This is a genomic window from Streptomyces sp. NPDC048258 (genome assembly GCF_043201995.1).
Taxonomy (GTDB): domain Bacteria; phylum Actinomycetota; class Actinomycetes; order Streptomycetales; family Streptomycetaceae; genus Streptomyces.
Window position 1 is genome coordinate 99458 of sequence record NZ_JBICZH010000008.1, and the last position, 25768, is coordinate 125225.

At 73.2% G+C, this 25768-nt stretch carries 21 protein-coding genes and 2 pseudogenes; 17 read left to right on the forward strand and 6 right to left on the reverse strand.

Annotated elements, in window-relative coordinates; all coding sequences use genetic code 11:
* Window positions 1-44: 44 nt before the first annotated feature.
* Entirely contained in the window at window positions 45-1466 is a 1422-nt protein-coding gene (locus ACGFYQ_RS19775; RefSeq protein WP_393745515.1) for a PP2C family protein-serine/threonine phosphatase, read from the reverse strand.
* A 497-nt stretch (window positions 1467-1963) separates the two neighbouring features.
* Here ACGFYQ_RS19775 and ACGFYQ_RS19780 point away from each other — a divergent pair, with 497 nt between their 5' ends.
* The 4 genes and pseudogenes from ACGFYQ_RS19780 to ACGFYQ_RS19795 all read left to right on the forward strand — a co-directional run bounded on the left by ACGFYQ_RS19780 (window position 1964) and on the right by ACGFYQ_RS19795 (window position 8317).
* Window positions 1964-4192 carry a molybdopterin cofactor-binding domain-containing protein gene (locus ACGFYQ_RS19780; RefSeq protein WP_393745517.1) on the forward strand — a complete coding sequence of 743 codons (2229 nt, stop codon included), beginning with the start codon at window positions 1964-1966 and terminating at the stop codon, window positions 4190-4192.
* Window positions 4193-4245: 53 nt separating this feature from the next.
* A complete protein-coding gene (locus tag ACGFYQ_RS19785) occupies window positions 4246-4701 on the forward strand; it encodes a (2Fe-2S)-binding protein (protein ID WP_393745519.1) in 456 nt (151 codons plus the stop codon).
* A gap of 176 nt (window positions 4702-4877) precedes the next feature.
* Window positions 4878-6317, forward strand: a complete 1440-nt coding sequence (locus tag ACGFYQ_RS19790; RefSeq protein ID WP_393745521.1) for a PucR family transcriptional regulator — start codon at window positions 4878-4880, stop codon at window positions 6315-6317.
* Between the two features lie 51 nt (window positions 6318-6368).
* Window positions 6369-8317, forward strand: a pseudogene (locus tag ACGFYQ_RS19795) (APC family permease).
* A 57-nt stretch (window positions 8318-8374) separates the two neighbouring features.
* On the opposite strand, the gene ACGFYQ_RS19800 reads toward ACGFYQ_RS19795, so the two are convergent.
* A complete protein-coding gene (locus ACGFYQ_RS19800; RefSeq protein ID WP_393745523.1) occupies window positions 8375-9640 on the reverse strand; it encodes a helix-turn-helix domain-containing protein in 1266 nt (421 codons plus the stop codon).
* Between the two features lie 188 nt (window positions 9641-9828).
* Between ACGFYQ_RS19800 and ACGFYQ_RS19805 the strand changes: the two genes are divergently transcribed.
* The 8 genes from ACGFYQ_RS19805 (at window position 9829) to ACGFYQ_RS19840 (ending at window position 17495) form a co-directional block, all read left to right on the forward strand.
* Window positions 9829-10392 (forward strand): TetR/AcrR family transcriptional regulator, encoded by a 564-nt coding sequence (locus ACGFYQ_RS19805; RefSeq protein WP_393745525.1) that lies wholly within the window; start codon window positions 9829-9831, stop codon window positions 10390-10392.
* 141 nt (window positions 10393-10533) lie between these two features.
* Window positions 10534-10779, forward strand: coding sequence for a helix-turn-helix domain-containing protein (locus ACGFYQ_RS19810; RefSeq protein WP_393745527.1), 246 nt, complete (start codon window positions 10534-10536; stop codon window positions 10777-10779).
* A 160-nt stretch (window positions 10780-10939) separates the two neighbouring features.
* Window positions 10940-11359 carry a hypothetical protein gene (locus ACGFYQ_RS19815; protein WP_393745529.1) on the forward strand — a complete coding sequence of 140 codons (420 nt, stop codon included), beginning with the start codon at window positions 10940-10942 and terminating at the stop codon, window positions 11357-11359.
* Window positions 11356-12159 carry a transcriptional regulator gene (locus ACGFYQ_RS19820; RefSeq protein ID WP_393745531.1) on the forward strand — a complete coding sequence of 268 codons (804 nt, stop codon included), beginning with the start codon at window positions 11356-11358 and terminating at the stop codon, window positions 12157-12159. Before ACGFYQ_RS19815 ends, ACGFYQ_RS19820 begins: the two co-directional genes overlap by 4 nt.
* Before the next feature lie 71 nt (window positions 12160-12230).
* On the forward strand, window positions 12231-12677 hold the full coding sequence (locus ACGFYQ_RS19825; protein WP_393745533.1) for a roadblock/LC7 domain-containing protein: 447 nt from the start codon (window positions 12231-12233) through the stop codon (window positions 12675-12677).
* Between the two features lie 83 nt (window positions 12678-12760).
* The gene (locus ACGFYQ_RS19830; RefSeq protein WP_393745535.1) at window positions 12761-13135 is read left to right on the forward strand and encodes a hypothetical protein; all 375 of its coding nucleotides are present in this window, start codon (window positions 12761-12763) and stop codon (window positions 13133-13135) included.
* 169 nt (window positions 13136-13304) lie between these two features.
* Window positions 13305-16883, forward strand: coding sequence for a CDP-glycerol glycerophosphotransferase family protein (locus tag ACGFYQ_RS19835; RefSeq protein WP_393745537.1), 3579 nt, complete (start codon window positions 13305-13307; stop codon window positions 16881-16883).
* A gap of 123 nt (window positions 16884-17006) precedes the next feature.
* Window positions 17007-17495 (forward strand): VOC family protein, encoded by a 489-nt coding sequence (locus ACGFYQ_RS19840; protein ID WP_393745539.1) that lies wholly within the window; start codon window positions 17007-17009, stop codon window positions 17493-17495.
* Between the two features lie 38 nt (window positions 17496-17533).
* On the opposite strand, the gene ACGFYQ_RS19845 is transcribed toward ACGFYQ_RS19840, so the two are convergent.
* On the reverse strand, window positions 17534-18274 hold the full coding sequence (locus ACGFYQ_RS19845; RefSeq protein WP_393745541.1) for an NAD-dependent deacetylase: 741 nt from the start codon (window positions 18272-18274) through the stop codon (window positions 17534-17536).
* Window positions 18275-18447: 173 nt separating this feature from the next.
* On the opposite strand from ACGFYQ_RS19845, the gene ACGFYQ_RS19850 reads away from it, so the two are divergent.
* The 3 genes and pseudogenes from ACGFYQ_RS19850 (at window position 18448) to ACGFYQ_RS19860 (ending at window position 20724) form a co-directional block, all read left to right on the forward strand.
* Entirely contained in the window at window positions 18448-18891 is a 444-nt protein-coding gene (locus ACGFYQ_RS19850) for a hypothetical protein (protein WP_393745544.1), read from the forward strand.
* Window positions 18892-19155: 264 nt separating this feature from the next.
* Window positions 19156-19806: pseudogene (locus ACGFYQ_RS19855) on the forward strand (ATP-grasp domain-containing protein); the annotation flags it as partial.
* A 69-nt stretch (window positions 19807-19875) separates the two neighbouring features.
* Entirely contained in the window at window positions 19876-20724 is an 849-nt protein-coding gene (locus ACGFYQ_RS19860) for a GNAT family N-acetyltransferase (RefSeq protein WP_393745916.1), read from the forward strand.
* Between the two features lie 70 nt (window positions 20725-20794).
* Here the strand turns inward: ACGFYQ_RS19860 and ACGFYQ_RS19865 are convergent, their stop codons facing one another.
* On the reverse strand, window positions 20795-21238 hold the full coding sequence (locus tag ACGFYQ_RS19865) for a subtilase-type protease inhibitor (protein ID WP_393745546.1): 444 nt from the start codon (window positions 21236-21238) through the stop codon (window positions 20795-20797).
* Window positions 21239-21555: 317 nt separating this feature from the next.
* Here ACGFYQ_RS19865 and ACGFYQ_RS19870 point away from each other — a divergent pair, with 317 nt between their 5' ends.
* Both ACGFYQ_RS19870 and ACGFYQ_RS19875 read left to right on the forward strand, forming a co-directional pair.
* Window positions 21556-22293, forward strand: a complete 738-nt coding sequence (locus ACGFYQ_RS19870; RefSeq protein WP_393745548.1) for an ABC transporter ATP-binding protein — start codon at window positions 21556-21558, stop codon at window positions 22291-22293.
* Window positions 22287-24734 carry an ABC transporter permease gene (locus ACGFYQ_RS19875; RefSeq protein ID WP_393745550.1) on the forward strand — a complete coding sequence of 816 codons (2448 nt, stop codon included), beginning with the start codon at window positions 22287-22289 and terminating at the stop codon, window positions 24732-24734. Before ACGFYQ_RS19870 ends, ACGFYQ_RS19875 begins: the two co-directional genes overlap by 7 nt.
* Window positions 24735-24751: 17 nt before the next feature.
* On the opposite strand, the gene ACGFYQ_RS19880 is transcribed toward ACGFYQ_RS19875, so the two are convergent.
* On the reverse strand, window positions 24752-25210 hold the full coding sequence (locus tag ACGFYQ_RS19880) for a Crp/Fnr family transcriptional regulator (protein ID WP_393745552.1): 459 nt from the start codon (window positions 25208-25210) through the stop codon (window positions 24752-24754).
* Window positions 25211-25356: 146 nt separating this feature from the next.
* Window positions 25357-25659 (reverse strand): hypothetical protein, encoded by a 303-nt coding sequence (locus tag ACGFYQ_RS19885; protein WP_362393387.1) that lies wholly within the window; start codon window positions 25657-25659, stop codon window positions 25357-25359.
* Between the last annotated feature and the right edge of the window lie 109 nt (window positions 25660-25768).

Genomic DNA, 25768 nt, shown 5'->3' on the forward strand with positions numbered 1-25768 from the left:
GCGCCTTCCGGCGCGGCCCTGAAGCCCGTACGGCTGATCACCGCTCAGGATCCGACGCGGGCCACCAGCACACAGGCGTCGTCCTCGCGCTCGCTCTCGCCGAACTCCTCGATCACCATCCGCACGCAGTCCTGCGCCGACCGCGCCGCCGAGAACCGGGGTGCGAGCGCCAGCAGCCGCTCGGTTCCGTCGGCCCGGCTGAACTCGATGCTGCGCGGCGTCAGCCCGTCCGTGTGCAGGACGAGTACGTCGCCGACCTCCAGGCGTTCCTCGGCCTGCCCGTACGAGGCTCCGGAGGTGGCTCCCAGGAGGACGCCCTCCGGCGGAGCCAGGGAGCGGCCGGAGCCGCGGCGGAACAGCAGGGGGGCCGGATGTCCGGCCTGCGCCCAGGAGAGCACGCGGCGCGCGGGGTCGTAGCGGCAGCACACGGCCGAGCCGAGCGCGGGCTGTACGGAGGTCTCCAGGAGCTGGTTGAGCCAGCCCATGAGGGGGCCCGGCTCGATGCCGGCCATGGCCATCCCGCGCAGGGCGCCGAGCATCATCGCCATCCCGGAGGTGGCGGTGACCCCGTGCCCGGTCAGATCGCCGACCGTCAGCAGCGAGCGTCCGCCGGGGAGTTCGAGGGCGTCGTACCAGTCGCCGCCGATCAGTGCGCTGGTCGCCGACGGCAGGTAGTGCGCGGCCACGTCGAGCGTGCCCGTACTGCTGTGCGGGAACCGCAGGGAGCCGCGCCACGGGGGGAGCACGGCTTCCTGCAGCTCGACCGCCAGCCGGTGCTCGGTCTGCGCGATCTCCCGCCGGCGCTGGAGCGAGTCACGGGACTCGCGCACCGCCCGCTGGCTCCGGCGCAGTTCACTCACATCCCGCAGCACGGCCCACATGGAGGCCGTGCAGCCGTCGGAGTCGAGTACCGGCTCGGCCCTCATGTGCAAGGTCCGGACCCGGCCGTCGGCCCGGACGATGCGGAACTCGCCGTCGATCGGTTTGCCGTCCACCAGGCAGGCGGTGACCCACGCGGTGAGCAGCGGCTGGTCCTCGGAGAACAGGGTGGAGCCCAGCTCGTCGAGCGGGAGCGCGCCCGCCTCGGGGGACCGGCCGAAGATCTGGAACAGCTCGTCGGACCAACTGACCTCGTCGGTCAGCAGGTTCCACTCGGCACTCCCGACGCGGGTCTGCGCGTCGGGACCGGCTTCGGGCGCCGCCGACGGGAGCTCGACGGTCTCGGCGGCGGGCGGCAGGCCCTCCTTGAGCTGACCCAGGTGCTCGCGGAGGTCGTCGAGGTGGTGGACGGCGAGGTCGCACAGAGCGCGCTGCCAGCGGCCCTGGGCGTCGTCGTCGTCGACGACGGTGTCGCGGCGGACCGCGTCCACTTCACCCCGAAGCCGCCGGGTCTGCGAGATCAGCGCGTCCACCGACCCCGGCTCGGGCGGTTGCGCGGGACGGTCCGCGAACAAGTGGGACGGCATGAGAACTCCGATACAGGCGCGGCACGGCCAAGTCTGAAGGAAGGACCGGTTACGACTGTTGCACAGGCGGCGACGGCCTGTAAGACGTTTGGCAACATCCGCGTCGGACTTGCTCATGGCATATGCCGCAGGCCTTCCGGGGTCGTGCCCCCGCGTGCGAACGAATCCGGTCAGCCGAGGTCAGGGCCCCATGATCGGCTCCGGCGCGCCTGCCTCCCGGGTCTGCGCGAAGCCGGGTCCGGGGGGCCGAACCGGGCTGGAACCCGCGGCCGGAAACCGGCCTTGCGTGCGGGCCGGATCGCTCGTACGACCGAGGTGTACGAGGCCCCCGCGCGATACGGCACGGATCGACGGCCCCAGCGCGGTACCCCCCGAACGAATGACCCCGGGTTGCGTCCCACGGCTTCCCCCTCAACCCCTTGATCGCTACCCTACGTGTCGGTAACGAGCCGGGAAGGTCCGCTTCAGCGGACCCGTGCAGGGTGGGGACACGACACATGACCGGGCAGAACCACCCGGCGGGCCAGAGCCGCCGCTCCTTCCTCACCTATCTCGTCGCGGCGCCGACCCTCGCCCTCGTCACCCGCGCCGGCGCCGACGCGCTGGCCCCGCAGCCGGCCCACGCGGTCGTGCCGAGCCTGCCCGCCATCGCCGATGTCATCGACCTCGGCGACCTGTTCATCCTGGCCGGCGCGCCCACCTCCGCCCTGCTGGCGCTCGCCGTCGAAGCGGACGGGTCCATCCGCTTCCGGCTGCCGCGCGAGGAGGTCGGCCAGGGCCTCACCACCGCCGTGGCCATGCTGGTCGCGGAGGAACTCGACGCGCCGCTGGCCGCCGTACGTGTGGAACTGGACGACGCGCGGCCCGAGTTGGTCTTCAACCAGCTCACCGGCTCCTCCAACTCCATCCGCTCCCTCTACGGGCCGGTCCGGCAGTGCGCCGCCACCGCCCGGGCCCGCCTCGTCGCGGCCGCCGCCCGCCGCTGGGGCCTCTCCGCGGCCACGCTGACCACCGCGAACGGAGCCGTCCGCGCCCCCGACGGCCGCACCGCCGACTACGGCTCGCTCGCCGCGGCCGCCGCCGACCCCGGCCTGATCGTCCTCGGCGCCACCCCGAAGAAGACCGCGAAGCACACCCTCGTGGGGCGGCCGACCAGCCGCGTCGACGCCCGCGCCATGGTCACCGGAGCCCAGCGCTACACCCTCGACCTCGACGTGCCCGGTGCCAAGCCCTGCGTGGTGCGCCGCCCGCCCACCCTCGGCGGCAGCGTGAAGTCCGTCGCCAACACCGCCGCCGTCCAGGCCATGCCCGGCGTCCTGCACGTGGTGACCGTCCCGACCGGGGTCGCCGTCGTCGCCGAGACCTTCGGCCAGGCCATGAACGCCAAGGCCGCCCTCCAGGTCACCTGGGGCCCCGGCCCCGCCGACGCGCTGTCCGACGCGCAGATCCGGACGAAGCTGCGCGCCGCGACCCCGCCGCTGCTGGTGCCGCCGCTGCTGACCCCGCACGTGGACGCCGAGTTCGACTTCGCGTTCGTCAGCCACGCCCCGATGGAGACCAACTCCGCCGTCGCCGACGTACGGGAGGACCGCGCCGAGATCTGGTCCGGGCTCAAGTCCCCCATCGTGGCCCGCGAGACCATCGCCGCCGACCTCGGCCTGCCGCTGGACAAGGTGAAGGTGCACGTGGTCCAGGCCGGCGGCTCCTTCGGCCGACGGCTCTTCTTCGACGCCGCCCTGGAGGCGGCGCGGATATCCAAGGCCTGCCGCCGCCCCGTCAAGCTCATGTGGACCCGCGTGGACGACACCCGGCACGGCCGGATGCGCCCCGCCACCCACCACAAGATCAGGGCCACCCACCTCCTGGGCGAGGTGCTCAGCTTCGAGCACCGCGTCGCCGCCGCCGAGACCGACTTCCGGCACGGGCTCGGCGAGATCATCACGGCCACCGCCGCGAGCCTGCCGCTCGGCATCGGCAACGCGACCCTGGCCCAGACCCTCTTCCTGACCACGGTGAAGTCCCCGTACCACTTCGGCCTCACCACCCAGGCCCTCACCGAGGTGCCGACCGGCATCCCCACCGGTTCCTGGCGCTCGGTGTACTCCGCCAACACCCGCGGGGCCGAGGAGATCGTGGTCGACGAACTCGCCGCGGCGACCGGCAAGGACCCGTACCGCTTCCGCCGCACCTTCCTGAAGACCGACGCCCAGCGCGCCGTGCTCGACAAGGCGGCCACGGAAGGACAGTGGGGGCGGCCGATGCCCGCCGGATGCGCGCAGGGCATCGCCTTCCACGAGGAGTACAAGTCCCGCACCGCCTGCCTCGTCGAGATCGACACCCGCGACCCGGAGCACGTCCGGGTCACCAAGGCGGTCATCGCCGTGGACGTGGGCCTGCCCGTCAACCCGCGCGGGCTGGAGGCCCAGATGATCGGCGGCCTCACCGACGCCATCTCCACCACCCTGCGCGCCGGCCTGCACCTGGACAAGGGGCTCCCGCTGGAGGGCAGTTACAGCCAGTTCCACTGGGCGCGGCAGCGCGACACCCCGCGTGACGTACGGGTCCACGTACTGCCGGCCACCGGAGAGGAGCCGGGCGGCGCGGGCGAACTGGGGGTGCCCGCCGCGGTCGGCGCGATCGCCAACGCCTGGGCGCGGGCGACCGGTTCCAAGCCGCGCAGCTTCCCCCTCGACTTCGACGTCGACTTCACCCCGTACCCGCGATAAGCCCCCCGCCGGTCCGCGACAGCCCCCGACAGTTCCCGAGCCAGGAGTACGCCGTGCCCTCCCACACCTTCACCGTCAACGGGCGGAGCGTCACCGTGGACGCGCCCGACGACCTGCCCCTGCTGTGGGTGCTCCGCGACATGCTGGGGGTCAACGGCCCCAAGTACGGCTGCGGCGTGGACGTCTGCAAGGCCTGCACCAGCCATCTCGACGGCTCCGACATCCGGCCGTGCGTGGTGCCCGTCTCCGCCTGCGCGGGGAAGTCGGTGACCACCATCGAAGGGCTGGCGAACGGGGACGAGCTGCACCCGGTGCAGGAGGCCTGGCTCGAACAGGACGTCGCCCAGTGCGGTTTCTGCCAGCCGGGCCAGATCATGGCGGCCGTCGCCCTGCTCAAGCGGACCAGCACGCCCACGGACGAGGACATCGACGCCATCGCCAACATCTGCCGGTGCGGAACGTACTTCCGCATCCGGGAGGCCATCCGCAGCGCCGCCGCCAGGATGTGAGCGACGGCGGACCCCGGTGCTTCCCCCGCGCCCAACGAATTGCGCCGCGCCGGGATCCAGCCGCTCGACGCCCAACCTACGCGGGTGAGGAGCCGTGCGCAGGGTTCGCTGCGCCCAGTGACGCGGCGAGACGGGTATCACTGCGCACAGTGTGCGGCGGATGGTTGAATGCGGCCGTGCCCCGGTCCGACGACATCCTCAAGGTCCACCGGCTCGCCCACACCGGAGGCTCGGCCGCGCTGCTGGAGTGGCTCGCCGCCCACCTGGGCGGGTGGGCCGGTGTGGTGGACGCCGACGAGCGGGGGCGGGGGCCCGAGTCCGCCGTGCGGGGCGCCGCCGAGATGAGCGCGCGCGGCGTACGGTCGGCCGTCCTGCACCACGGCGGCTCCGCCACGCTGCTGTTCGCGCTGGACGGCGGGCGCGCGCTGGCCGCCGTACTGGAACAGCCGCACCACCCCGGCGCGGCCACGCTGCTCGCGGACGCCGCCGTACCGCTGGCCCTCGTACTGCGCGCCGAGGATGCCGCGCGGCGGGAGGAGCGGGCCGGGCTCGCCGAGGCGCGGGCCCGCGAGGCCGTGCTGCACCTGCTGATGAACGGCCGGCTCTCCACCGCCCACCAGATCGCCGGGGCGCTGGGGCCCTCGCTGCCCGAGCCGATGCGGATGTACGTCGTGGAATGCCGGACCGGCCGGCGCGGTGAAGTGGCCCGGCTGTGCGAGGAGCTGACGGGCGGCCGGGCCTGGATCGTGCGCTGCCCCGTGTACGTACGCCACCTCATCGTGCTCGTCCCGGCCGACCTGGCGGCGGCTTCGGCCGACCACGACCCCCTCGCCGGGGCGCTGGTGGGAGTGGCCCCGGACTGCGCGGTCGGGGTCAGCGGGGAACTGGGCCTGCGCGAGGCCCCCGCCGCCTACACCCAGGCCTTCCACGCCCTGGCCGTCGCCCGCGGCCGGGGCGAACGCCACGCCCGCTTCGGGCCGGGCCCCGAACTGGCGCTCGCCGCCCACGGAGCCGGGACCGGCTGGGCGGGGGCCCTGCTCACACCCCTGCACGCGCACGCGCCCCGGCGCCCCCAGGACCCCGGGGCGCAGGAACTACGGGCCACCGCCCACGCCTGGTTGAACTTCACCTCGCACGCGACCCGGCTGCTGAAGATCCACCGCAACACCCTGGCCGCCAGGCTCCGTCTGGTCGAGACGCTGCTCGGCCTGGACCTGGCCCGCCTCGCGGACCAGGCGGCGCTCTCGCTGGCGCTGCGGCTGACCCCGGGCGGGGCGCCGGGGGGAGGACCGGGCGGAGGGCCGGGCGCGGACGCGGCGGCGGCCCCCGACCTCGACGAGGTGCTGCGCGATCCGCGCCTGACCGCGTGGGCCCGTACCCATCTGGGCCCGCTGACCGGACCGGGCGCTCCGCCCGGCGCCCGCGAGACCGTCCGCGTGTGGCTGGCGCACAACGCCCAACTCGTCCCGGCCGCCGGGGCGCTGGGCATTTCCGTGCCGGGCGCCCGCAAGCGGCTGTCCCGCGTGGAGGCGCTGCTGGAACGCTCCCTGCTCCAGTCCCCGAGCGCCCGTCACGACCTGTGGCTGGCGCAGCGGGCGGAGGAGCTCGCCGGGTGACACAGGCCGCAAAAGGGATGATCAGTGCAAAACGTGCACGATCATTCCTCCATGAGGCGTATCAATGCGAAACGCGTGCTGGTCGGTGAACCCCTCGACACCGCGCGCCTGGGCGAGACCCTGCTGCCCAAACGGCTCGCCCTGCCGATCTTCTGCAGCGACCCGCTCTCCTCCGTGGCCTACGCCACCCAGGAGATCCTGCTGATCCTCGCCCTCGGCGGCGTCGCACTGCTCCACCTCACCTGGTACGCGGCCGCCGCCATCGTCTTTCTGCTCGTGGTCGTCATCGCCTCCTACCGGCAGACCTGCCACGCCTACCCCGGAGGCGGCGGCGCCTACATCGTCAGCTCCGAGAACCTCGGACAGACCGCCGCCCTGACCGCCGCCAGCGCCCTGCTCGTCGACTACGTGATGACCGTCGCCGTCTCCGTCGTCGCCGGTGTCGCCGCGATCACCTCGGCCATCCCCGCGCTGAACGACCACGAGGTCGCCCTCTCGGTGGGGTTCGTGGTGCTGCTGACCCTGATGAACCTGCGCGGCGTACGCGAATCGGGGCGCGTCTTCGCCATCCCCACCTACGGCTTCGTCCTCGTCATCTACCTCATGTTCGCCTGCGCCGCCGTCCGGCTGGCGACCGGCGACACCATCCGCGCCGAGTCCGCCGACCTGCCGATCACCGCGGTCGGCACCTACACCGGCCTCGCGCTCGTGCTCCTCGGGATGCGCGCCTTCGCCTCCGGCTGTACCGCCCTCACCGGCGTGGAGGCGATCAGCAACGGCGTCCCCGCCTTCCGGAAGCCCAAGGCGAAGAACGCGGCGACCACCCTCGCCGCGATGGGCGTGCTGTCGGTGACCATGTTCATGGGCATCACCGCGCTCGCCATGACGTACGAGGTGCACGTCGCGGCCGACCCCACCGAACTGGGCCTGCCCCCCGGCACCGCGACCTCCACCGCCCTCGCCCAGATCGGCCGTGCCACCTTCGGCAGCTGGCACTTCCTCTTCTACCTGCTCCAGGCCGTCACCGCCGGAGTGCTGATCCTCGCCGCGAACACCGCGTTCAACGGCTTCCCGATGCTCGCCTCGATCCTGGCCAAGGACCGGTACGCGCCGCGCCAGCTCTTCAACCGGGGCGACCGGCTCGTCTACTCCAACGGCGTGGTGCTCCTCGCGCTCGTCGCCATCGCCCTGATCGTCGCGTTCGACGCCGAACTGACCCGCCTCATCCAGCTCTACATCATCGGCGTCTTCGTCTCCTTCACCCTCTCCCAGGCGGGCATGGTCCGGCACTGGCGCGGAGAGCTCGCCTCGCCCGCCACCCCGCGCGAGCAGCGGGTGCACATCCACCGCCGGCTCGCCATCAACGCGGTCGGCGCCACCCTGACCGCGCTGGTCCTGGTCATCGTCCTGATCACCAAGTTCACGCACGGCGCCTGGCTGGTCGTCATCGCCATGCCTCTGCTCTTCCTCGGCATGAAGGGCGTACGCCGCCACTACGACCAGGTCATCCAGGAGGTCGCCGCCGCCCCCGGCGCGAAGCCGCGCAAGCCCGCCCGCCACCACGTACTGGTCCTGGTCGCCGCCGTGCACGCCCCGACCCTGAAGGCCCTCGGCTACGCGCAGGCCTGCGCCCCGACACGCTGACGGCGGTCACGGTCGCGGCGGACGAGGAGGAGGCGGCCCGGCTCCGCGCGGACTGGGCCGAGCACGACCCGGGCCTCCCGCTGAAGATCCTGCACTCGCCGTACCGCGAGGTGGTGCGCCCGATCCTGACCCACGTCGAGGAACTGGCGGCGGACAGCTCGACCGACATGCTGTCGGTGGTGATCCCGGAGTACGTGGTCGGCCACTGGTGGGAGCAGCCCCTGCACAACCAGAACGCGCTGCGGCTGAAGGCGCGGCTGCTGTTCACCCCGGGGGTCGCGGTGATCGACGTGCCGTACCTGCTGGAGTCGGCGAAGTCCGCGGACACCCCGGCCGCCGCGGTCACTCCCAAGTGATCTGCCGCAGCGCCGGAACCGCCCGGGCAGGGGAACCCGTACTGCTCGCCCGGCCCTTCACTTCGGAGCCGCCCGCTGGACCACCGCCGCGTGCGCGAGCGCCAGTTCCACCACGTGCCGCGGGTCCGACAGGGAGCGGCCCGTCAACTGCTCCACGCGGCGCAGCCGGTTCGAGACGGTGTTGCGGTGGCAGTACAGCCGCTGCGCGGCGTACGTCGTCGAACCCTGACAGGCCAGCCAGGTGCCCAGCGTGGTCAGCAGCAGCCGGCGGTCCTCCGCGGGCAGGGCCAGCACCGGGCCCAGCACCACCTGCCGCAGACGTCCGGCGAGTTCGGCGCTGCCCGCGACCAGCGCCGCCGGCAGTCCTTCGTCCAGCAGCGCGGTGCGCGGGCCGCCGGACTCCGGGGCGGTACGCAGCGCGAGGGCGGCCAGCCGGTGCGCGCGGGCCAGTTCGGCGGGGGCCTCCACGACCGGGCTGACCCCGGCGCGCACCCGGAGCGGCGCGAGCAGTTCCCGTACGGACTCCAGCGGATGATGGCCCAGCTCCACCAGGGCGATCTCCCCGTCGGCACGGACCCGCCACAGCACGCGCAGCTCCCCGGCCACCGCGCCGGGTCTCTCCACCGCGCCGGGTCTCTCCACCGCGCCGGGTTTCTCCGCCGCCGGGGCGGAACCGTCGGCGGCCACCACGACCACCGCGAAGCGGCCGCGCTCGGGCAGCCCCAACCGCGCCGCGGCCTCCGGGGCGGCGGGACCGGCCGGGGCGGCCGTACCGTCCGGGGTGGCTGCGCCGCCCGGGTCCCCCGCGCCGCCCGCGCCGCCCGCGCCGCCGAGCAGGGCGTCCAGCAGGGCCGCGCGGCGCTCCCGGTCGCGGTCCGTGCGGGTGGCCTGCGCGCGCCGGTAGGACTCGGACGCGGCGTCCGTCATCTGGTCCAGTACGTCCCACAGTGCGGTCGCACCCGGCAGCAGACGGGGCAGCGCCGCCCGGTCGTGCGAGGCCACGGCCTCGGTGAGGGCCGCCCAGAGCAGCCGCCCGCCGCTGCGGTAGGTGCGCAGCAGCGAGCCGAGCGGCAGCCCCTGCTCGGCCCGGAGCGTGCCGGCGGCCCGGGCGTCGGCGAGCTCCACCGGCAGGCCGCGGGAATTGCGGACCAGGCCCTCGACGGCCTGGCGGAGGATGTGGTGGATCCGCTCGCGCAGCTCGGCCCGGCCGAGCAGGGCGGCGTACGCGGGATCCTCGGCCAGCGTCCGGTCGGCGAGCCGGTCCGCCGCCACGGCGATCCGGCGGGTCAGGTCCTCGCGTATCTCCTCGATGATCCGCTCCATGACGGGCAGCCTGACACGGGGGAGGGGGCGCTGGGGAGGGCCCGGACCGGCCGCATCCGGATCTGTGTACGCATCCGCTACCGTGAGCGGATCACTGCACTTGCAGTGCTCACCGCTCGCCGCTCACCGTCAGCCGTGACCGAAGCGACGCACCGCCCGCCACCGACGACCCCGAGAGGGACCCGCTCATGCGCCAGAATCCGCAGCGCCGTGCCGCACTGCTCGACGCCGCCATCGAAGTCCTGGCGCGCGAGGGTTCCCGCGGCCTGACACTGCGCGCGGTGGACGCCGAGGCGGGCGTGCCGACGGGCACCGCCTCGAACTACTTCGCCAACCGGGCCCAGCTGCTCGTGCAGATCCTCCACCGCACGCGGGAGCGGCTGGTCCCGGACCCGGCCGACCTGGTGGGCCCGCTGGACACCAAGGTGCTGCTCGGCCAGCTCCTGGAGCGGATGCGGCGTGAGCGCAGCGTGCACATCGCGATGCTGGAGCTGCGGCTGGAGGGCACCCGGCGCCCCGAACTCCAGGCGGAACTGGCCGGGTTCCAGGGCGCGGAGCTGGAGGTCAACGTCACCTGGCACCTGGAGTCGGGCCTGCCCGGGGACCGGCAGGGGGTGGTGCTGCTCTACCTCGCGATGCTGGGCCTGATCGTGGACGACCTGACCGTTCCGACGCTGCTGGAGGCCTACCCGGTGGACGCCCTCATCGAGACGATGGCCGAGCGCCTCCTCCCGGAGCGGCCCGCGGGCTGACCGGCCGTGGGCCCCGCCCGCCGTACCAGGGCCGGGATGCGGTGATCTTATGCTCAGGTTTACGCGAGTCAGCTGGTTTTGCGGCTGGTGAGGGACTTTGATGGGTTCGCCAGGCCTCGTACCGGAGCAGGGGGACCACTCATGGGAACCGAGCACCACAGCCAGAAGGACACCACACCCACCCTGATCGGTTCCGTGCAGCGCGCGCTGCGCCTGCTGGAAGCGATGTACGCGGAAGGCGGGGTGACCGCCAAGCGGCTCGCGCGGCTCACCGGCATCCCGCTGCCCACCGTCTACCACTTGCTGCGCACCCTCAGCCATGAGGGCTATGTGCAGCGCGAGGGCGGCTCGTTCCGGCTCGCGGACGATCTTCCGCTCGCTTCGTGATCAAAAGTCGACGGGTTCCGGCCAAGCTGTCGCGTGCATCCGTGCATGTTCCAGCGGAAAATGCCAGAACCCCCTTCCGCAGTGTGGAAGTTGAGTAAGTTCCCTCCTGTCGCGCCGTACGACCGTGCACCCCGCACGTCCGGCCGGGAGGGGAGCCCGCGTGCCCGGGATCGACGAATGCCTGCTCGAAGCCATGGCCCTGCCTGGTGCGCGGGGGGCCGCGCTGGTCGACTGGAGCAGCGGACTGGCCCTCGGCACCGCGGGGGACTCGCCCGTGGGCGACCACGAGACCACCGCCGCCGAGACCGCCGAGCTGGCCCGCGCGGCCGCCGAGTACGAGTCCTTCGCCCCGGCGGAACCGGAGCGGATACCCGATGACGGGTCCGGCCGGACGTCCGCCGGCCCACCCGTCGAGGACCTGATCGTCACCACCCGGACCGGCTACCACGTGCTGCGCTTCGTCGAGACGAGCTTCGACAGCAGCGTCTTCCTGCACCTGTGGCTCGACCGGGCCGACGGCAATCTCGCCCTGGCACGCCACAGGCTCCGCACCCTCGCCGAGGGACTGGTGCTCAGATGACCACCCCGGCCGCCACCTCCGCCGGCACCCCGGCCGCCACCGTCGCCGTCTCCCCCCTCCTCACCCGGCTCGCCGCCGAACGCGCCACCGGCGCCCTGTTACGCGACAGGGGCACCCTCTTCCTGGAGAACGGCCGCATCGTGCACGCCGAGAGCCCGGCCACCCCCGGTCTCGACGTACTGCTCACCACCGGCGGCGGCCTCGCCCCCGAGCGCTGGCGGGAGGCCGTGGACCGGGCCGGCGCCCGCCGCCAGGTCGCCCGCTTCCTCGTGGACAGCGGCGGTCTCGCGGGCGGAGAGCTGGAGATCTGCCACCTCGCAGCCATCTTCGACGCCGCCTTCTTCGCGCTCTCCCCGGGGAGCGGCCCCTCCCGGTTCCGCCGCGGGGCCACCCACTGGATCGGCTCCGTCCGCTCCGTCCCGGCCGCCGCCGTGGAGCGGGAGACCCGGCGCCGCCGGGAACTGCTCGACGCGGTCTGGCCGTACCCACTGCTGGACACCTCGCCGGTCGTGCCGAGGCCCGCCGCCCCCGGCCAGACGGTCACCGCCCGGCAGCGGATGCTGCTGCACCAGGCGGACGGCGTACGCACCCCGGCGGACCTCGCGTGGGTGCTGGGCCGGCCCGCCTTCCACACGCTGCTCGACGTACGGCGCCTCGCGGCGGCCGGACTGGTCGAGACCCCGCACACCCCGGTCCCCCCGCCGGTCGCGGACCCCCTGCCCGACTGGATGACCCAGGCCCAACCCCCGGACGTGGCGCTGCTCCGCCGGTTACGCGACGCACTGGAGGCAAGCCTGTGAGGCTCCCGCTGCGACCGGCCCTGCGCGCCGACCGCTCCGAGCGGAGGCAGCCCGAAAGGAGAAAGGCCGACATGAGCACGGTGCCTCCCGAGGCGGAGGCCGAGATACTCGCCGAGCTCCGCAGGCTGCGGGCCCGGGTGCCCCAGCTCACCGGAGCCCTCGCGGCGAGCGCCGACGGCCTCGTACTCGCCCAGGACAGCGCCGCCTCCGAGGCCGAGACCGTCGCGGCACTGACCGCGGCCGCCCTCGGGGTCGCCCAGCGGCTGAGCGACAGCACCGGTCAGGGCGGATTCCGCGAACTGCTGGTGCGCGGCGAGCACGGCTACGTGGCCACCTACGCGTCGGGCGAGGCAGCCGTCCTCACCCTGACCGCGGAGCCGCGCGTCAACGTCGGGCGGCTCCACCTGGAGGCCCGGCGCTCCAGCCTGCGCATAGCCGAGCTCATCGACCACACCCTCGGGCGGCGGGGCACCGGCGTTCCGCCCCTTCCCCCGCTGCCGCCCGCGCCGCCCGCCTGACCCCGTACGACGACACCGGACCGAACCGGAACCAGTACAGCCACAGCGAACGAGAAAAGCGAACGAGGAAAGAGGAACCCCTCATGGCAAATGTCGAGACCGCGCTCAAGGAAGCCACCACCACGATCGACGGCGCGCTCGGCGCCGCCCTGGTCGACTACGGCAGCGGCATGGCCCTCGGGACCATCGGCGGCGGAAAGGAGCTCGACCTCGCGGTCGCCGCCGCCGGCAACACCGACGTGGTCCGCGCCAAGGTCCGCACGATGGAGATGCTCGGCCTCAAGGACGACATCGAGGACATCCTCATCACCTTGGGCAGCCAGTACCACCTGATCCGCCTGCTGAAGGGCCGGGGCACCTCGGGCTTCTTCCTCTACCTCGCCCTCGACAGGGGCCGGGCCAACCTCGCGATGGCCCGCCACCAGCTGAAGAAGATCGAGGCCGAGCTGGAGGTCTGACCCAGGACCGCGTCGTCGAGGTGGCGGGCGGCTTAAATCTTTGCCGTCCGCCCCGGCGATCAGCCGTGATATGCCCGAAAAGGGAGGAGTTCATGAATCTGCTACCTAGTAGGATGCTGTGAGCAGCTGATCATCGATAAAGCACAAAACGCTGGAGAACCCGCCACCCATGCCCCCGCGCCTGAGCATCGTCGTCCCCGTCTACAACGTCGAGCTCTACCTCGACGAGTGCCTGGAATCCATCGCCGCTCAGACCTTCGGCGACTTCGAGGCCATCCTCGTGGACGACGGGTCCACGGACACCAGCGCCGTCATCGCCAAGGCCTTCGCCGCGCGGGACAGGCGTTTCCGGGTCGTGATGCAGGAGAACGCCGGACTCGGCGCCGCACGCAACGTCGGCGCGCGGCACGCCCACAAGGACAGCGAGTACCTGGCGTTCGTCGACAGCGACGACACCATGCCGGACTACGCCTACCAGCGGCTGATCGACGCCCTCGACGAGACGGGCTCGGACTTCGCCGGCGGCAACGTGAAGCGCTTCCGCTCCGTCGGCATGCAGCAGTCCTGGGGCCACCGGGCCGCCTTCGCCAAGACGCAGCTGAAGACCCACATCTCCAAGTTCCCGGCGCTGGTCACCGACCGCACCGCGTGGAACAAGGTCTACCGGCGCACCTTCTGGGACGAGCACGGCTTCCAGTACCCGGAGGGCATCCTCTACGAGGACGCCCCGGTCAGCATCCCCGCGCACTACTTCGCCTCCAGCGTCGACATCCTCAGCGACTGCGTCTACCACTGGCGGGTCCGCGAGACCGGCGAGCGCTCCATCACCCAGCGCTCCACCGACCCGGTCTCCCTCATCGACCGCGTGAAGTCCGTCCGCCTGGTACGCGAGTCCCTCAAGGCCAAGCAGGGCGCCAAGTACGCCCGTTACCTGCGCGACTACGACTACAACGTACTGAGCGAGGAACTCCCGCTCATCTACAAGTACGTCGGTGAAGGCGGCGCCGACTTCCGCGCCGCGTTCGTCAAGGAGGTCGGCGGCCTCGTCCGGGAGATCGGCACCGGCCCCTGGTCCGACCTGACCGTGGCCGACCGCCTCAAGGCGTTCCTGGCGAGCGAAGGCCGCGTCGAGGACTTCATCGCCCTCCAGGACCACCAGCGCGACTACCACTACAGCGTGCCCGTCAAGGGAATCGCCCGCCCCCAGGCGGACTACCCCTTCCTGCAGGGCCGCCCGCCGGTCCCCGCCAAGATCCTCACCCTCGGCCCGCGCGAGCGCCGCGTCGTCAGCCGCCTGGAGCAGGCGGCCTGGGCCGACGGCAAGCTGCTCCTGCGCGGCTACGCCGTGCCCGGCCACCTCGGCGCGGAGAGCCGCCTCGGCTCCCGCAAGATGCTGGTGTTCCGCGAGGGCGGCAAGCGCCGCCGCTCCGTCGTCAGCACCCGTACGGTCGCCTCCCCGATGGCCACCGTGAACGCCCCGCACCTCGCCCTGAAGCACGCCGACTGGGCCGGCTTCACCGCTGTCGTCGACCCCTCGATCTTCCAGTCGGGCGGCACCTGGCGCGAAGGGATATGGACCACCTCCGTCGCCGTCACCGGGGCCGGCGGCCTGCACCGCGCCCGCCTCAAGGGCGGCGAGAGCGACACCGGCCAGAACCCGCCCGCGCACTGGGTGGCCCCGGACGTCCGGATCGTGCCGACCGTCGCCGGCTCCCTCACCATCCAGGTGGAGATCGTCCGCGCCCGCGCCCTCGACGTACGCCCCGCCGGCGACGACGCCGCCCTGATCACCGGCGAACTCTCCGCCGAGCTCGAGGGCGCCGCCACCCTGCAGGCCGTCCACGTCAGCACCGGCACCGTCCTCACCTTCCCGCTGGAGACCGCCGAGGCGGGCGCCGGCCGGATCCCGTTCACCGCCCGTGTGCCGCTGGCCGAGCTGGCCGCCGTACCGGACGCCCCGTGCGAGCCCGGCGAGTGGACCCCGGAGCCGTGGAGCCTGTCCGTGCTCGGCGCCGACGGCACCGAGCACCGCGTGGCCCACGACGAGCGCGGCGGTTTCAACGGCCTGGTGCTGCCCCTGCCCGGCGAGGACGCGGGCCGCGCCCTCTTCGCCAAGCGCGGCAACACCGGACACCTGACCCTCTCCGTGCAGCCCTCGCCGCCGCTGATCGACTCCGTCGAGACCAAGGACGGCGCCCTCACCCTGCGCGGCCGGTTCACCGCGCCCACCGACGAGCCGTACGAGCTCGTCCTGCACAACGCGCACGGCGTCGAGTTCAGCTACCCCGTCACCCGTGACGGCGACGGCTTCGAGACCACCTTCGAGCCCGTGCTCCCCGAGCCCTACGCCGGCCGCACCACGCTCCCCGAGGGCCGCTGGTGGCCCACGCTTCGCCCGGCCGCGCAGGGCGGAACCACCGCCGGCCTCCTCGGCGTCGACCGCGGCGCCCCCGTGCAGACGGGCCCCGGCCTGCTCTGCGCCGGACCGCACACCTTCACCGCGCAGGGCCGCCGGATGCGGGTCGAGACCCGCTTCTACGACCGCATGGTGCTGGTGGCCGACCCGCTGCTCAGCCCGCACGACCGCTCCCGCTACGCCCAGCGCGTGGCCCGTTTCGAGACCTACCCGGCGCAGCGCGCCCTGCCGGTCAAGGACGTCGTCGTCTACGACACCTTCCAGGGGAACGGCGCCGGAGACTCCCCCCGCGCCATCCACGAGGAACTGGTGCGCCGCGGCGAGAAGCTGGAGCACATCTGGCTGGTCCGCGACGGCCGCGCCGAGGTCCCGGCGACCGCGCGCGCCGTGCAGTACGGCAGCGTGGAGTCCTGGGAGCTGCTGGCCCGCGCCCGCTACTACGTGACCAACGACAACGTGCCGATGCGCTTCGAGCGCCGCGCCGGTCAGGTAGTCGTCCAGACGTGGCACGGCACGCCGATCAAGCAGATCGGCCACGACTTCGTGCACGACTACTACACGAGCCCCGAGATCCTGGAGGGGCTGGCGCACGACAGTGCCCAGTGGTCCCTGCTCGCCTCCCCGAGCTCGTACGCGACGCCCCTCCTCAAGCGCGCCCTCGGCTACGACGGCGAGGTCATCGAGGCGGGCAGCCCGCGTACGGACGCACTCGTACGGCCCGACGCGGAGCGGATCGCCGAGGTCCGGCGGCGGCTCGGCCTGCCCGAGGGCAAGAAGGTCGTCCTCTACATGCCCACCTGGCGCGAGAACTGCGAGGGCTGGTCCGGCGGCTACAAGCTCGACCTGCGGATCGACCTGGAGCACGCCCGCCGCGAGCTGGGCGAGGACCACGTCCTGCTGGTCCGCGGCCACCACCACGTGGGCGAGCAGGTCCGCGACGGCGTCCGCGACGGCTTCGTCGTCGACGTCTCCCGCTGGCCCGACGCCGCCGACCTGCTGCTCGTCGCCGACGTGCTGATCTCGGACTACTCCTCCGCGATCTTCGACTTCGCGCTCACCGACCGGCCGGTCCTGCTCTTCACGTACGACCTGGAGCACTACAAGAGCACCCTGCGCGGCTTCAACTTCGACCTGGAGGAGAAGGCGCCCGGCCCGCTGCTGGCGGACTCGGCGAGCCTGATCGAGGCCGTACGGAACGCGGACACCGTCGGGGAGCAGTACGCCCAGGCGCGGGCGGCGTTCCGCGAGGAGTTCTGCGACCTGGACGACGGCCACGCCACCGAGCGTGTCGTCGACCGCATGCTCGCGATGGGCGCGCAGCCCGCGAAGTAGGCCGTACGAGCGAAATCCCGGCCGAACACAGACCGGCCCCGGGCCCACCGATGAATTTCGGGCCCGGGGCCGGTCTGTATGTGAGGAACGGCAACCACCGTCCACACCGGCCTGGAGGCAGAGATGAGCGGCAACGGTTTCACCACGTGTCTGTGGTTCGACGGCGACGCGGAAGCGGCCGCCGACTACTACCTGTCCGTCTTCAAGGACGGCAAGATCGGCCGGATCGGCCGCTACACGGATGCGGGCCCCGGGCAGGCGGGCTCGGTGATGATCGTCGAGTTCGAGATCAACGGGCAGAAGTTCATCGGCCTCAACGGCGGACCGCAGTTCCCCTTCACCGAGGCGATCTCCTTCCAGATCCACTGCGCGGACGAGCCCGAGGCGGACTACTACTACGACGCGCTGACCAAGGACGGCGGCCAGGAGTCCGCCTGCGGCTGGGTCAAGGACAGGTTCGGGGTGTCCTGGCAGGTCATCCCGCCCGGTGCCGTCGACCTGGTCAGCGACCCGGATCCGGAGCGGGCCGCCCGGGCCACCGCCGCCATGATGAAGATGAAGAAGCTGGACGTGGCGGAAATGCGCCGGGCGGCCGACGGGTTCTCGGGCTAGTGCTGTGACCGGCAAGGTTCACCTTTCCGGCCACAGCACTAGACCGTTTCCTGGTCGGCGGCGATCCGGGCCAGGAGCGCCGGCAGGGCGGTCCCGATCGGCTCGCGTACCACCTCGTCGGCGAGCGGGTCGTACGGGGTCTCCTCGGCGTTCACGATGATCAGCCGGGCCCCGGCCTCCGCCGCCATCCCGGCGAGTGAGGCGGCGGGCTGCACCTGGAGCGTCGACCCGACGGCGATGAAGACCTGGCAGCCCTTGGCCACCGCCATGGCCTGCCCCAAAACCTGCGGGTCGAGCCGTTCGCCGAACATCACCGTCGCCGCCTTGAGGATCCCGCCGCACCGCAGGCAGGCGGGATCCGGCTCCCCGGCGGCGACCCGGGCCAGCGCCTCGTCCATGACCGACCTGGCGTGACAGGCGGTGCACACCACCGACCGGGCGGTGCCGTGCAGCTCGAACACCTTGCGGGCGGGCAACCCGGCGAGCTGGTGCAGCCCGTCCACGTTCTGCGTGATCACCCGTACCGGGGTGCCGCCGCGCTCCAGCTCCGCCACGGCCAGGTGCGCGGCGTTCGGTCGCGCCCCGAGCGCTCCGAGCTCGGCGCGCACCAGCCAGGACCGGCGCCGGATCTCCGGATCGGCCATGTAGTACGCGTAGGTCACGAGCTTCTCGGCGTCGGGCTCACGCCGCCACAGACCCTGCGGCCCCCGGTAGTCCGGGATCCCGGAATCGGTGGACATCCCGGCCCCACTGAACACTGCGACAAGCGGCTTCCCCATGTGCCGACCCTACGTACGGGTCCCTCGCGGCCGCGACCGCATTTCTCCGTTCACCCGTCTGCCATCCGTCCGCGCCTTCCGTCGACGTTTCTCCGGTGAATCCCGCCCTCCACAGGGGTGAGATCCGGGCCGCGCCCCTGCCCTCGGCACCGACGGGCGGGTACAAACCGGGCATGAAGCTCAAGCCGTACAGCCTTGGCGCCCTGCTGCTGACCCTGCTGGCGCCGGCGGCCCTGTCGCCCGTTCCCGCTCTCGCCGCGCCGGCGGCCGTCCCGTCGGCCGTCCCGGCCCCGCCGCAGCACACCGCCGACACGATCAGCCGCTTCCTCGCCGGGTTCTACGGCGATCACGGCCCGACCCACCAGGACCGCGAGAGCCGCATCTCGCAGGTGCTCAAGGACAGACAGAAGGCCACCCCGGACGTCGACGTGCTGCTCTGCGCGCAGAACGAACCGCAGGACATCAGCGTCGGCCCGGTCACCGTCGCCCAGTCGGCCGCTGTCGGCTGGGCCACCGTCACCACCCACTGGGAGTCCGGAGGGACCGACACCTTCACCGCCTACGTACGCCTCGACTCCGAGCCCATCCGGCTCGACGACGTGATCTGCGCCGGCTGAAAACCGTACGGTGATCCACGGGGCCCTCCGTAGGGTGGGGCCATGCCCGCGACGACCACAGCCGCCACCACGACCGTCCTGTACTGCCGCGACCCGCTGAACGAGCGCCGGGTCGACGCCCATTTCGCGGCGGAGGCCCGGCAGGTTCGCGAGGGCGGTGGCACGGTGCTGCTCCTCGACCACGACGCACTGCTCGCCGGAGACGCCGAGCGGGCGGTCGCGCGCGTGCCCGCCGGGTCGGGAGCCGTCTGGTACCGGGGCTGGATGATCCCCTCCGGCCGGTACGCCGAGCTGGACCGGGCCCTGCGCCGGCACGGCGGCGAGCTCGTCGTCACCCCCGAGGCGTACCGCCGGGCCCATGAACTCCCGGGCTGGTACGAGACGTTCGCCGCGCTCACCCCGGTCAGCGGCTGGCTTCCGGCGCGGCCGGGGCAGAGCCCGGACCCGGCGGGCCTGACCGCGCTCGCGGCGGGCCTGCCGCCCGGGCCCGCCGTCGTCAAGGACTACGTGAAGTCCCGCAAGCACGAGTGGGACGAGGCCTGTTACGTGCCCGATCTCGCCGACGCGGCGGCCCTGCACCGCGTGGTGGGCCGCTTCGTCGAGCTCCAGGACGAGTTCCTGGCGGGCGGGGTGGTGCTGAGGGCCTTCGAGTCCTTCGTCGAGCCCGAGACGGCGGCCGCGGAGGTACGGGTGTGGTGGCGGGACGGGGTGCCCCGGCTGGTCACCGCCCACCCCGACAGCCCGGTCGCCGAGGCCGGGGCGCCGGACCTGGAGCCGGTCCGAGCCGCCGTCGAGGCTCTGGGCTGCCCCTTCGTGACCACGGACCTCGCGCTGCGCGCGGACGGGGTGTGGCGGGTGATCGAAGTGGGCGACGGGCAGGTCAGCGACCTCCACGCGGAGGTCGACCGCGCCGTGTTCGCCGAGCTCCTGACGGCCGGTCAGGCCCCGGTGCACGTCCCTCACACATCTGGTACAACACCGGGCATGACGGGATTCGAGATCACCGGCGCGAGCGCCGCGGACATGGACATGATCCGGGGCTGGGCCGACGAGGAGGGCTGGAACCCGGGAGACACGGACCGGTTCGCCTTCGCGGTCGCCGACCCGGAGGGCTTCCTCGTCGGCCGGCTCGACGGCGAGCCGGTGGCCTGCGTCTCCGCGGTCCGCTACGGCGCCGGCTTCGGGTTCATCGGCTTCTACATCGTCCGCCCCGCCTTTCGCGGGCAGGGGTACGGCATCAGGCTCTGGCGCGCCGCGATGGAGCGGCTGGACGGGCGGCTCATCGGGCTGGACGGAGTCGTCGAGCAGCAGGACAACTACCGTAAGTCCGGCTTCCGTCCGGCCTGGAACAACGTCCGCCACGAAGGCGTTCCGCAGGGGGAGGCCGCGGGTGCCGAGGGCGTCGAGGTGGTGGACGCGGCCGCACTGCCCTTCGGGCAACTCGCGGCCTACGACCGCCGGTTCTTCCCCGAGGCGCGGGACGCCTTCCTCTCCGCCTGGACCTCTCTGCCCGGCCGGACGGCGCTGGCCGCCGTCCGGGACGGCCGGATCGAGGGGATCGGCGTCATCCGGCCGGGCAGCGGAGCCTCCCGGATCGGCCCCCTGTACGCGGCCACCCCCGGCGTCGCGGCCGCACTGCTGCGGCGGCTCGCGGAGCACGCGCCCGGCGGTCTGGTCTCCGTGGACGCGCCGGACGCGAACCCGGAGGCCGTCGCCCTGCTCAAGGGCCTCGGGCTGGTCCCGACCTTCGAGACCGCCAGGATGTACACCGGCCCGGCCCCCGAGCTCGAACTGGCCGGCATCTACGGGGTCACCAGCCTCGAACTGGGCTGACGGGCTCTGAGCCCGGCCGGGCGGCTGTCGACGTGCCGCCCGGCCGGGCGTCGCGCGCACTGAGCGGGCGTCAGAAGCTGAACAGGACGCCGTTGGCGCTGCGCAGACCGCACGGGTTGCCGAAGGTGTGGTCGTAGTTCAGCCGGCGGCCCTGCCACACCCCGTCGGCCGTGACCGTCATGGGGTTCCACTCCTTGGTACAGGCGGCGTCGGGCCCGGGCGCCGCGAGGACGTCCAGCCGGGCCGCGTTCGCACGTAATTCGGCGCACGCGCCGGCCGGGTTCGGGTGCGTCCCGCCCGGCGTGGGCGCGCAGACCAGCGTCACCGCGCGCAGCACCGTACCGGTCGCGGTGTCGTCTCCGGCGGTCACCCCGAGCACGAGCGCGGACGGGGCGTACAGGCTTGCCGTGCCGGAAGGTGCGGCTCCGGCCGCTCCGGGCCAGGCCAGCGCGGTGAGCGCGGTGAGCGCCATGGCGGCGGAACCGAGCCCGAGACCCCTGGTGATGGACCGCATTTCGAACACTCCCTTGGGTTGTTGTTTCGGATAGCGGACAGAGTCTTGCCCACGCGGGCCGTGAACGCCCGTTCGGACCTCCATTTCACGTCACCAATCGTGTACGGATGACTGCAGACCGCAGCGATGCGACCGGGGCTGACCTGTGCGGGAGCGGGCCGCCGAATCGGCTGAACACCGACCGGGAGACACGCGCGAAACCTTTGCGAAAGGTGCGCGCAGGGGTCTCGGGACCCCGCCGGGGTAGGGCCGGCCATACCCCCAGGACTCGCTCTGGACCCGCTGTGCCGGGCCTCCCGCCCGGGTTGGGTTGAGGCATGGCACACGACGCGATCCGACTCAGAGACCTCAGCAGGGTGTACGGGACCGGCGACCACGCCGTCACCGCCCTCGACCGGGTATCCCTCGACTTCCCACAAGGCACCTTCACCGCCGTCATGGGCCCCTCAGGCTCCGGCAAGTCCACCCTGCTGCAGTGCGCGGCGGGGCTCGACCGCCCCACCTCCGGCACCGTGACGATCGGCGGCACCGACCTCACCGGACTCGGCGAGACCCGGCTGACGCTGCTGCGCCGGGACCGGATCGGCTTCGTCTTCCAGGCCTTCAACCTGCTGCCCGCCCTCACCGCCGAGCAGAACGTCGCCCTGCCGCTGCGCCTGGCCGGGCGCCGCCCCGCCAGGGCCGAGGTCCGCGAGGTCCTGGCCCGGGTGGGCCTGGGCGACCGGGCCCGGCACCGGCCCACCGAACTGTCCGGCGGTCAGCAGCAGCGCGTGGCCCTGGCCCGCGCCCTGATCACCCGCCCCGAGGTGCTCTTCGGGGACGAGCCCACCGGAGCCCTGGACTCCACCACCGGCCGTGAAGTGCTCACCCTGCTCCGGACCATGGTCGACACCGAACGCCAGACGGTCGTCATGGTCACCCACGACCCGGTGGCCGCCTCCTACGCCGACCGCGTCGTCTTCCTCGTCGACGGCCGGCTGAGCGGCGAACTGACCGGGGCGGGCGCCCAGGACATCGCCGCCCACATGACGCACCTGGAGGCCGCGCCGTGCTGAGCGTCGCCCTGCGCACCCTGCACACCCGCTGGGTCACCTTCGTCGGAAGCTTCACCGCACTCGCCCTCGGCGTCGGCCTGATCGCCACCATGGGCCTCGGCCTCGCCGCCACCCTGGAGGCCCCGCAACGCCAGCCGGAACGATTCGCCCAGGCGCCCGTCGTCGTCAGGGGCAACGACACCCTGCGCGTCCCGACCGAGAACGGCGACCGCACCGGGAAGCTCGCGCATCCGCGGCCCGTCGCCCCCGAACTCGCCCGTCGGCTCGCCGGCCTCGGCCCCACCACCGAGGACCGCTCCTTCCCGGTCCGCGCGGACGGCGGACCGAAGCGGCTGGTCGGCCACCCGTGGTCGGTCGCCGCCTTCGCCCCGTACACCCTCGTGGCGGGCCGCGCCCCGCAGTCCGACGCCGAGGTCGTCACCACCGGCTGGGCCCGCCCCGGCGAGCGGCTGACCACCGACCGCGGCCCCGCCACCGTCGTCGGCACCCTCGCACCTCCGGGCGGCGGACGCGGCTTCGAGGACGCCGTGTTCTGGACCGACGCCCGTGCCGCCCGGCTCTCTCCCGCCGTCGACCAGCTGGTCGTCGCCGCGGACCCGGCCGCCGTACGGGCCGCCGCCGGCCGAGACACCCCGGTCCGGGTCCTCACCGACCGCGACCGCCGCTTCGCCGACCCGGACCCGGAGCGCGACAGCGAAGCCCTGCTCGCCGTCAACGCCATGCTCGGCACATCCGGCGGGATCACGGCCTTCGTCTCCGTGTTCGTCGTCGCCTCGACCTTCGCATTCGCCGTCGCCCAGCGCCGCAAGGAGTTCGCCCTGCTGCGCACCGCCGGAGCCACCCCGCGGCAGATCCGCCGCACGGTGGTCGCCGAGGCGCTGCTCCTCGGCGCGGTGGCCTCCGCCGCCGGCTGCGTCCTCGGGGCGTACGGGGCGCCCGTACTCGCCGCGTACACGGTGGACGCCGGGATCGCACCGCACTGGTTCGCCATCGGCGATGCCACCTGGCCCTTCCACCTCGCCTTCTGGACCGGCCTGTTCGTCTGCCTCGCCGGAGTCGTCGCCGCCTCCTGGCGGGCCGGCCGGGTCGGCCCCGTCGAGGCGCTGCGCGAAGCCGCCGTCGAGACGCGGATCATGACCCCGGCCCGCTGGACCCTCGGCGCCGGGCTGCTGCTGACCGCACTCGGCACCCTGGCGTACGCGCTGCTCGCCGACCCGTCCGACCTGCTCCACCGCAAGACCTACATCAGCCGCCCGATGCTGCTGATCGTCGCGTTCGCGCTGCTGGCCCCGGTGCTGGTCCGGCCGCTGGTCCGGCTCGTCGGCTGGCTTCCGGCCCGGCTGCCGGGGGCCGGCGGGATGCTGATCCGGGAGAACGCGGCGGCGGGCATCCGCCGTACGGCGGCCATCGCCGCGCCCGTCCTGGTCACGGTCGCGCTGGCCGGATCCCTGCTCGGCACCACCGCCACCCTGAACGAGGCCAAGGCCGCGGAGGTCGGACAGCGCACCACCGCCGACTTCGTCATCACCGGCGGTGCGGGCGGCTTCGACCCGGCCGCCGTCGAGCGGGTGCGGGCCGTGCCCGCGACCGAGGTCTCGGCGAGTGCCACGACCGCCGTGCACGTACTGGAGGAGGGCGTGGCGCTGATCCGCTCCGACGCCCGCGCCGTCGACACGGCGGCCCTCGCCCGGACCGCCGAACTGCCCGTCACCGCGGGCCGGGTGGCCGACCTCGACGACAACTCCGTCATCGTCACCGAGGAATGGGAGCGGCACACCGTCGGATCCACCGTCGACGTCTGGCTCGGCGACGGCAGTCGCAAACCGCTGCGGATCGCCGCCGTCATGAGCATCGGCACCGGGAACAACGGGGCCTACGTCACCCCGGCCAACGCGCCCGGCGCGCGGGTGGACCGGATCGACGTACGGCTCGCCCCGGGCGCGGACGCCGCCGCCGTCGGCTCCGCCCTGGACGAGGCCGCCCGGCCGGCCGGCGGACGCGTCCTCACCAAGGAGCAGTGGGTGGCGGCCGAATACCCCGCGACCAAGCGCACCACCCGGATGGGCCTGCTGCTCGTCCTCGGCATCGCCCTGCTCTACACGGGTATCGGGCTCGCCAACACCCTGGTCATGGCCACCTCCGAGCGGGCCCGGGAGTTCGCGGCGCTGCGGCTGGCGGGCGCCACGCGGTGGCAGGTGCTGCGCCTGGTCGCGGGGGAGTCCCTGACGGTCGTCCTCGCCGGAGCGGTCGTCGGCGGCCTCGTCGCCGTCCTGAACCTGGCCGGGATCCGGGCCGCCCTGGGCCTGCTGGGCGTCCGGAGCGGCATCGTGATCCCGTGGGACGCCCTCGGTACGACGGCCGGTGCCTGCGCGGCCCTGGCCGTGGTCTCCGCCGTCGTCCCGGCAGCGGTGCTGCTGCGGCGGCCGGCGGCAACCCTCTAGTACTGGACGGACAGGGCCTAGCCCGCCGCGGCGCGCGGGGCGTAGAGGTCGAGGAGACGGGTGCGGGTCTGGTGGAGCCGAATGGCCAGGACCCGCCCGACCCAGTGGCCGATGGCGGACCCGAAGGCGGGATCGGCGTCCATGAGCATCCGCACGCTCGTGGCGTCGAACTCGTACGCCCGCACCGGCGTCATCGCCTCGGCGCTCAGCTGCCACACGTACGGCGGGAACAGCCACGACCAGCCCACCAGCTCACCGGGGCCGAGGTTCTCCACGGGTGTGGGCCGGCGGCCGGACGAGGGGATCTGCAGGGTCACCGTGCCGGAGCGCACGATCCAGAAGGACTCCGCCGCGGAGCCTTCGTCGAAGATCCCCGAGCCTTCGGGGAAATTGACCTCGCGGGCCTGGGCCATCAGCCGGCCACGATGCTCGGTGGAGAGCACGGCAGCCATCCGGACGGGGGAAGGTGTGCTCACGACGGCCTCCGATCACGACCCCCCACGGCGCACTGCTACACCCAGTGTCGCCGACGCACGCCCGATCGGGACCGCGACGGCCGGTGCTTTTCCGGGCCGGCCCCGTCCGTCCGGTCCCGGCCCGCCCCGCCCGTCCCGGAGGCCCCCTATTCGTCGGCGTTCGCCTCCAGGCAGGCCAGCTCCATGGCGTCCAGCACCGCCTCGTTGCTGCGGCCGCTGAGCTCGGCGACGTTCTCGATCTGCGCCGTCGCCCAGGCCGACAGGGTCATCGCCAGGACACGGAGCCCGTCGGTGCCGTAGTCGGCCAGGATCGCGTCGGCGACGACCATCGCGTCCTCCGGCACCTGCTCCGGCGGTTCGAGGCCCGCGAGGCCGCGCAGCATGGCGAGCGTGCGGCGGGAGATCTCCGGCGTCATCCCCGCCAGCCGCATGTCCTCTTCTTCGTCCATCCCGCCCCATCCTCCGGTGCCGTGCCCGTCCCCTCAGGGAACGGTAGAGGGGCGCGGCGCCGCGCGGGGCGGTTTCGCCAGGGTGACCCTGCGTGAGCGGGCCGCCCCG

Bases quoted from the DNA above. Each gene is read 5' to 3' on its own strand.
- ACGFYQ_RS19775 (WP_393745515.1), bottom strand. From the start codon at position 1,466: ATGCCGTCCCACTTGTTCGCGGACCGTCCCGCGCAACCGCCCGAGCCG.
- ACGFYQ_RS19780 (WP_393745517.1), top strand. From the start codon at position 1,964: ATGACCGGGCAGAACCACCCGGCGGGCCAGAGCCGCCGCTCCTTCCTC.
- ACGFYQ_RS19800 (WP_393745523.1), bottom strand. From the start codon at position 9,640: ATGGAGCGGATCATCGAGGAGATACGCGAGGACCTGACCCGCCGGATC.
- ACGFYQ_RS19805 (WP_393745525.1), top strand. From the start codon at position 9,829: ATGCGCCAGAATCCGCAGCGCCGTGCCGCACTGCTCGACGCCGCCATC.
- ACGFYQ_RS19810 (WP_393745527.1), top strand. From the start codon at position 10,534: ATGGGAACCGAGCACCACAGCCAGAAGGACACCACACCCACCCTGATC.
- ACGFYQ_RS19820 (WP_393745531.1), top strand. From the start codon at position 11,356: ATGACCACCCCGGCCGCCACCTCCGCCGGCACCCCGGCCGCCACCGTC.
- ACGFYQ_RS19825 (WP_393745533.1), top strand. From the start codon at position 12,231: ATGAGCACGGTGCCTCCCGAGGCGGAGGCCGAGATACTCGCCGAGCTC.
- ACGFYQ_RS19830 (WP_393745535.1), top strand. From the start codon at position 12,761: ATGGCAAATGTCGAGACCGCGCTCAAGGAAGCCACCACCACGATCGAC.
- ACGFYQ_RS19835 (WP_393745537.1), top strand. From the start codon at position 13,305: ATGCCCCCGCGCCTGAGCATCGTCGTCCCCGTCTACAACGTCGAGCTC.
- ACGFYQ_RS19840 (WP_393745539.1), top strand. From the start codon at position 17,007: ATGAGCGGCAACGGTTTCACCACGTGTCTGTGGTTCGACGGCGACGCG.
- ACGFYQ_RS19845 (WP_393745541.1), bottom strand. From the start codon at position 18,274: ATGGGGAAGCCGCTTGTCGCAGTGTTCAGTGGGGCCGGGATGTCCACC.
- ACGFYQ_RS19850 (WP_393745544.1), top strand. From the start codon at position 18,448: ATGAAGCTCAAGCCGTACAGCCTTGGCGCCCTGCTGCTGACCCTGCTG.
- ACGFYQ_RS19860 (WP_393745916.1), top strand. From the start codon at position 19,876: ATGACGGGATTCGAGATCACCGGCGCGAGCGCCGCGGACATGGACATG.
- ACGFYQ_RS19865 (WP_393745546.1), bottom strand. From the start codon at position 21,238: ATGCGGTCCATCACCAGGGGTCTCGGGCTCGGTTCCGCCGCCATGGCG.
- ACGFYQ_RS19870 (WP_393745548.1), top strand. From the start codon at position 21,556: ATGGCACACGACGCGATCCGACTCAGAGACCTCAGCAGGGTGTACGGG.
- ACGFYQ_RS19885 (WP_362393387.1), bottom strand. From the start codon at position 25,659: ATGGACGAAGAAGAGGACATGCGGCTGGCGGGGATGACGCCGGAGATC.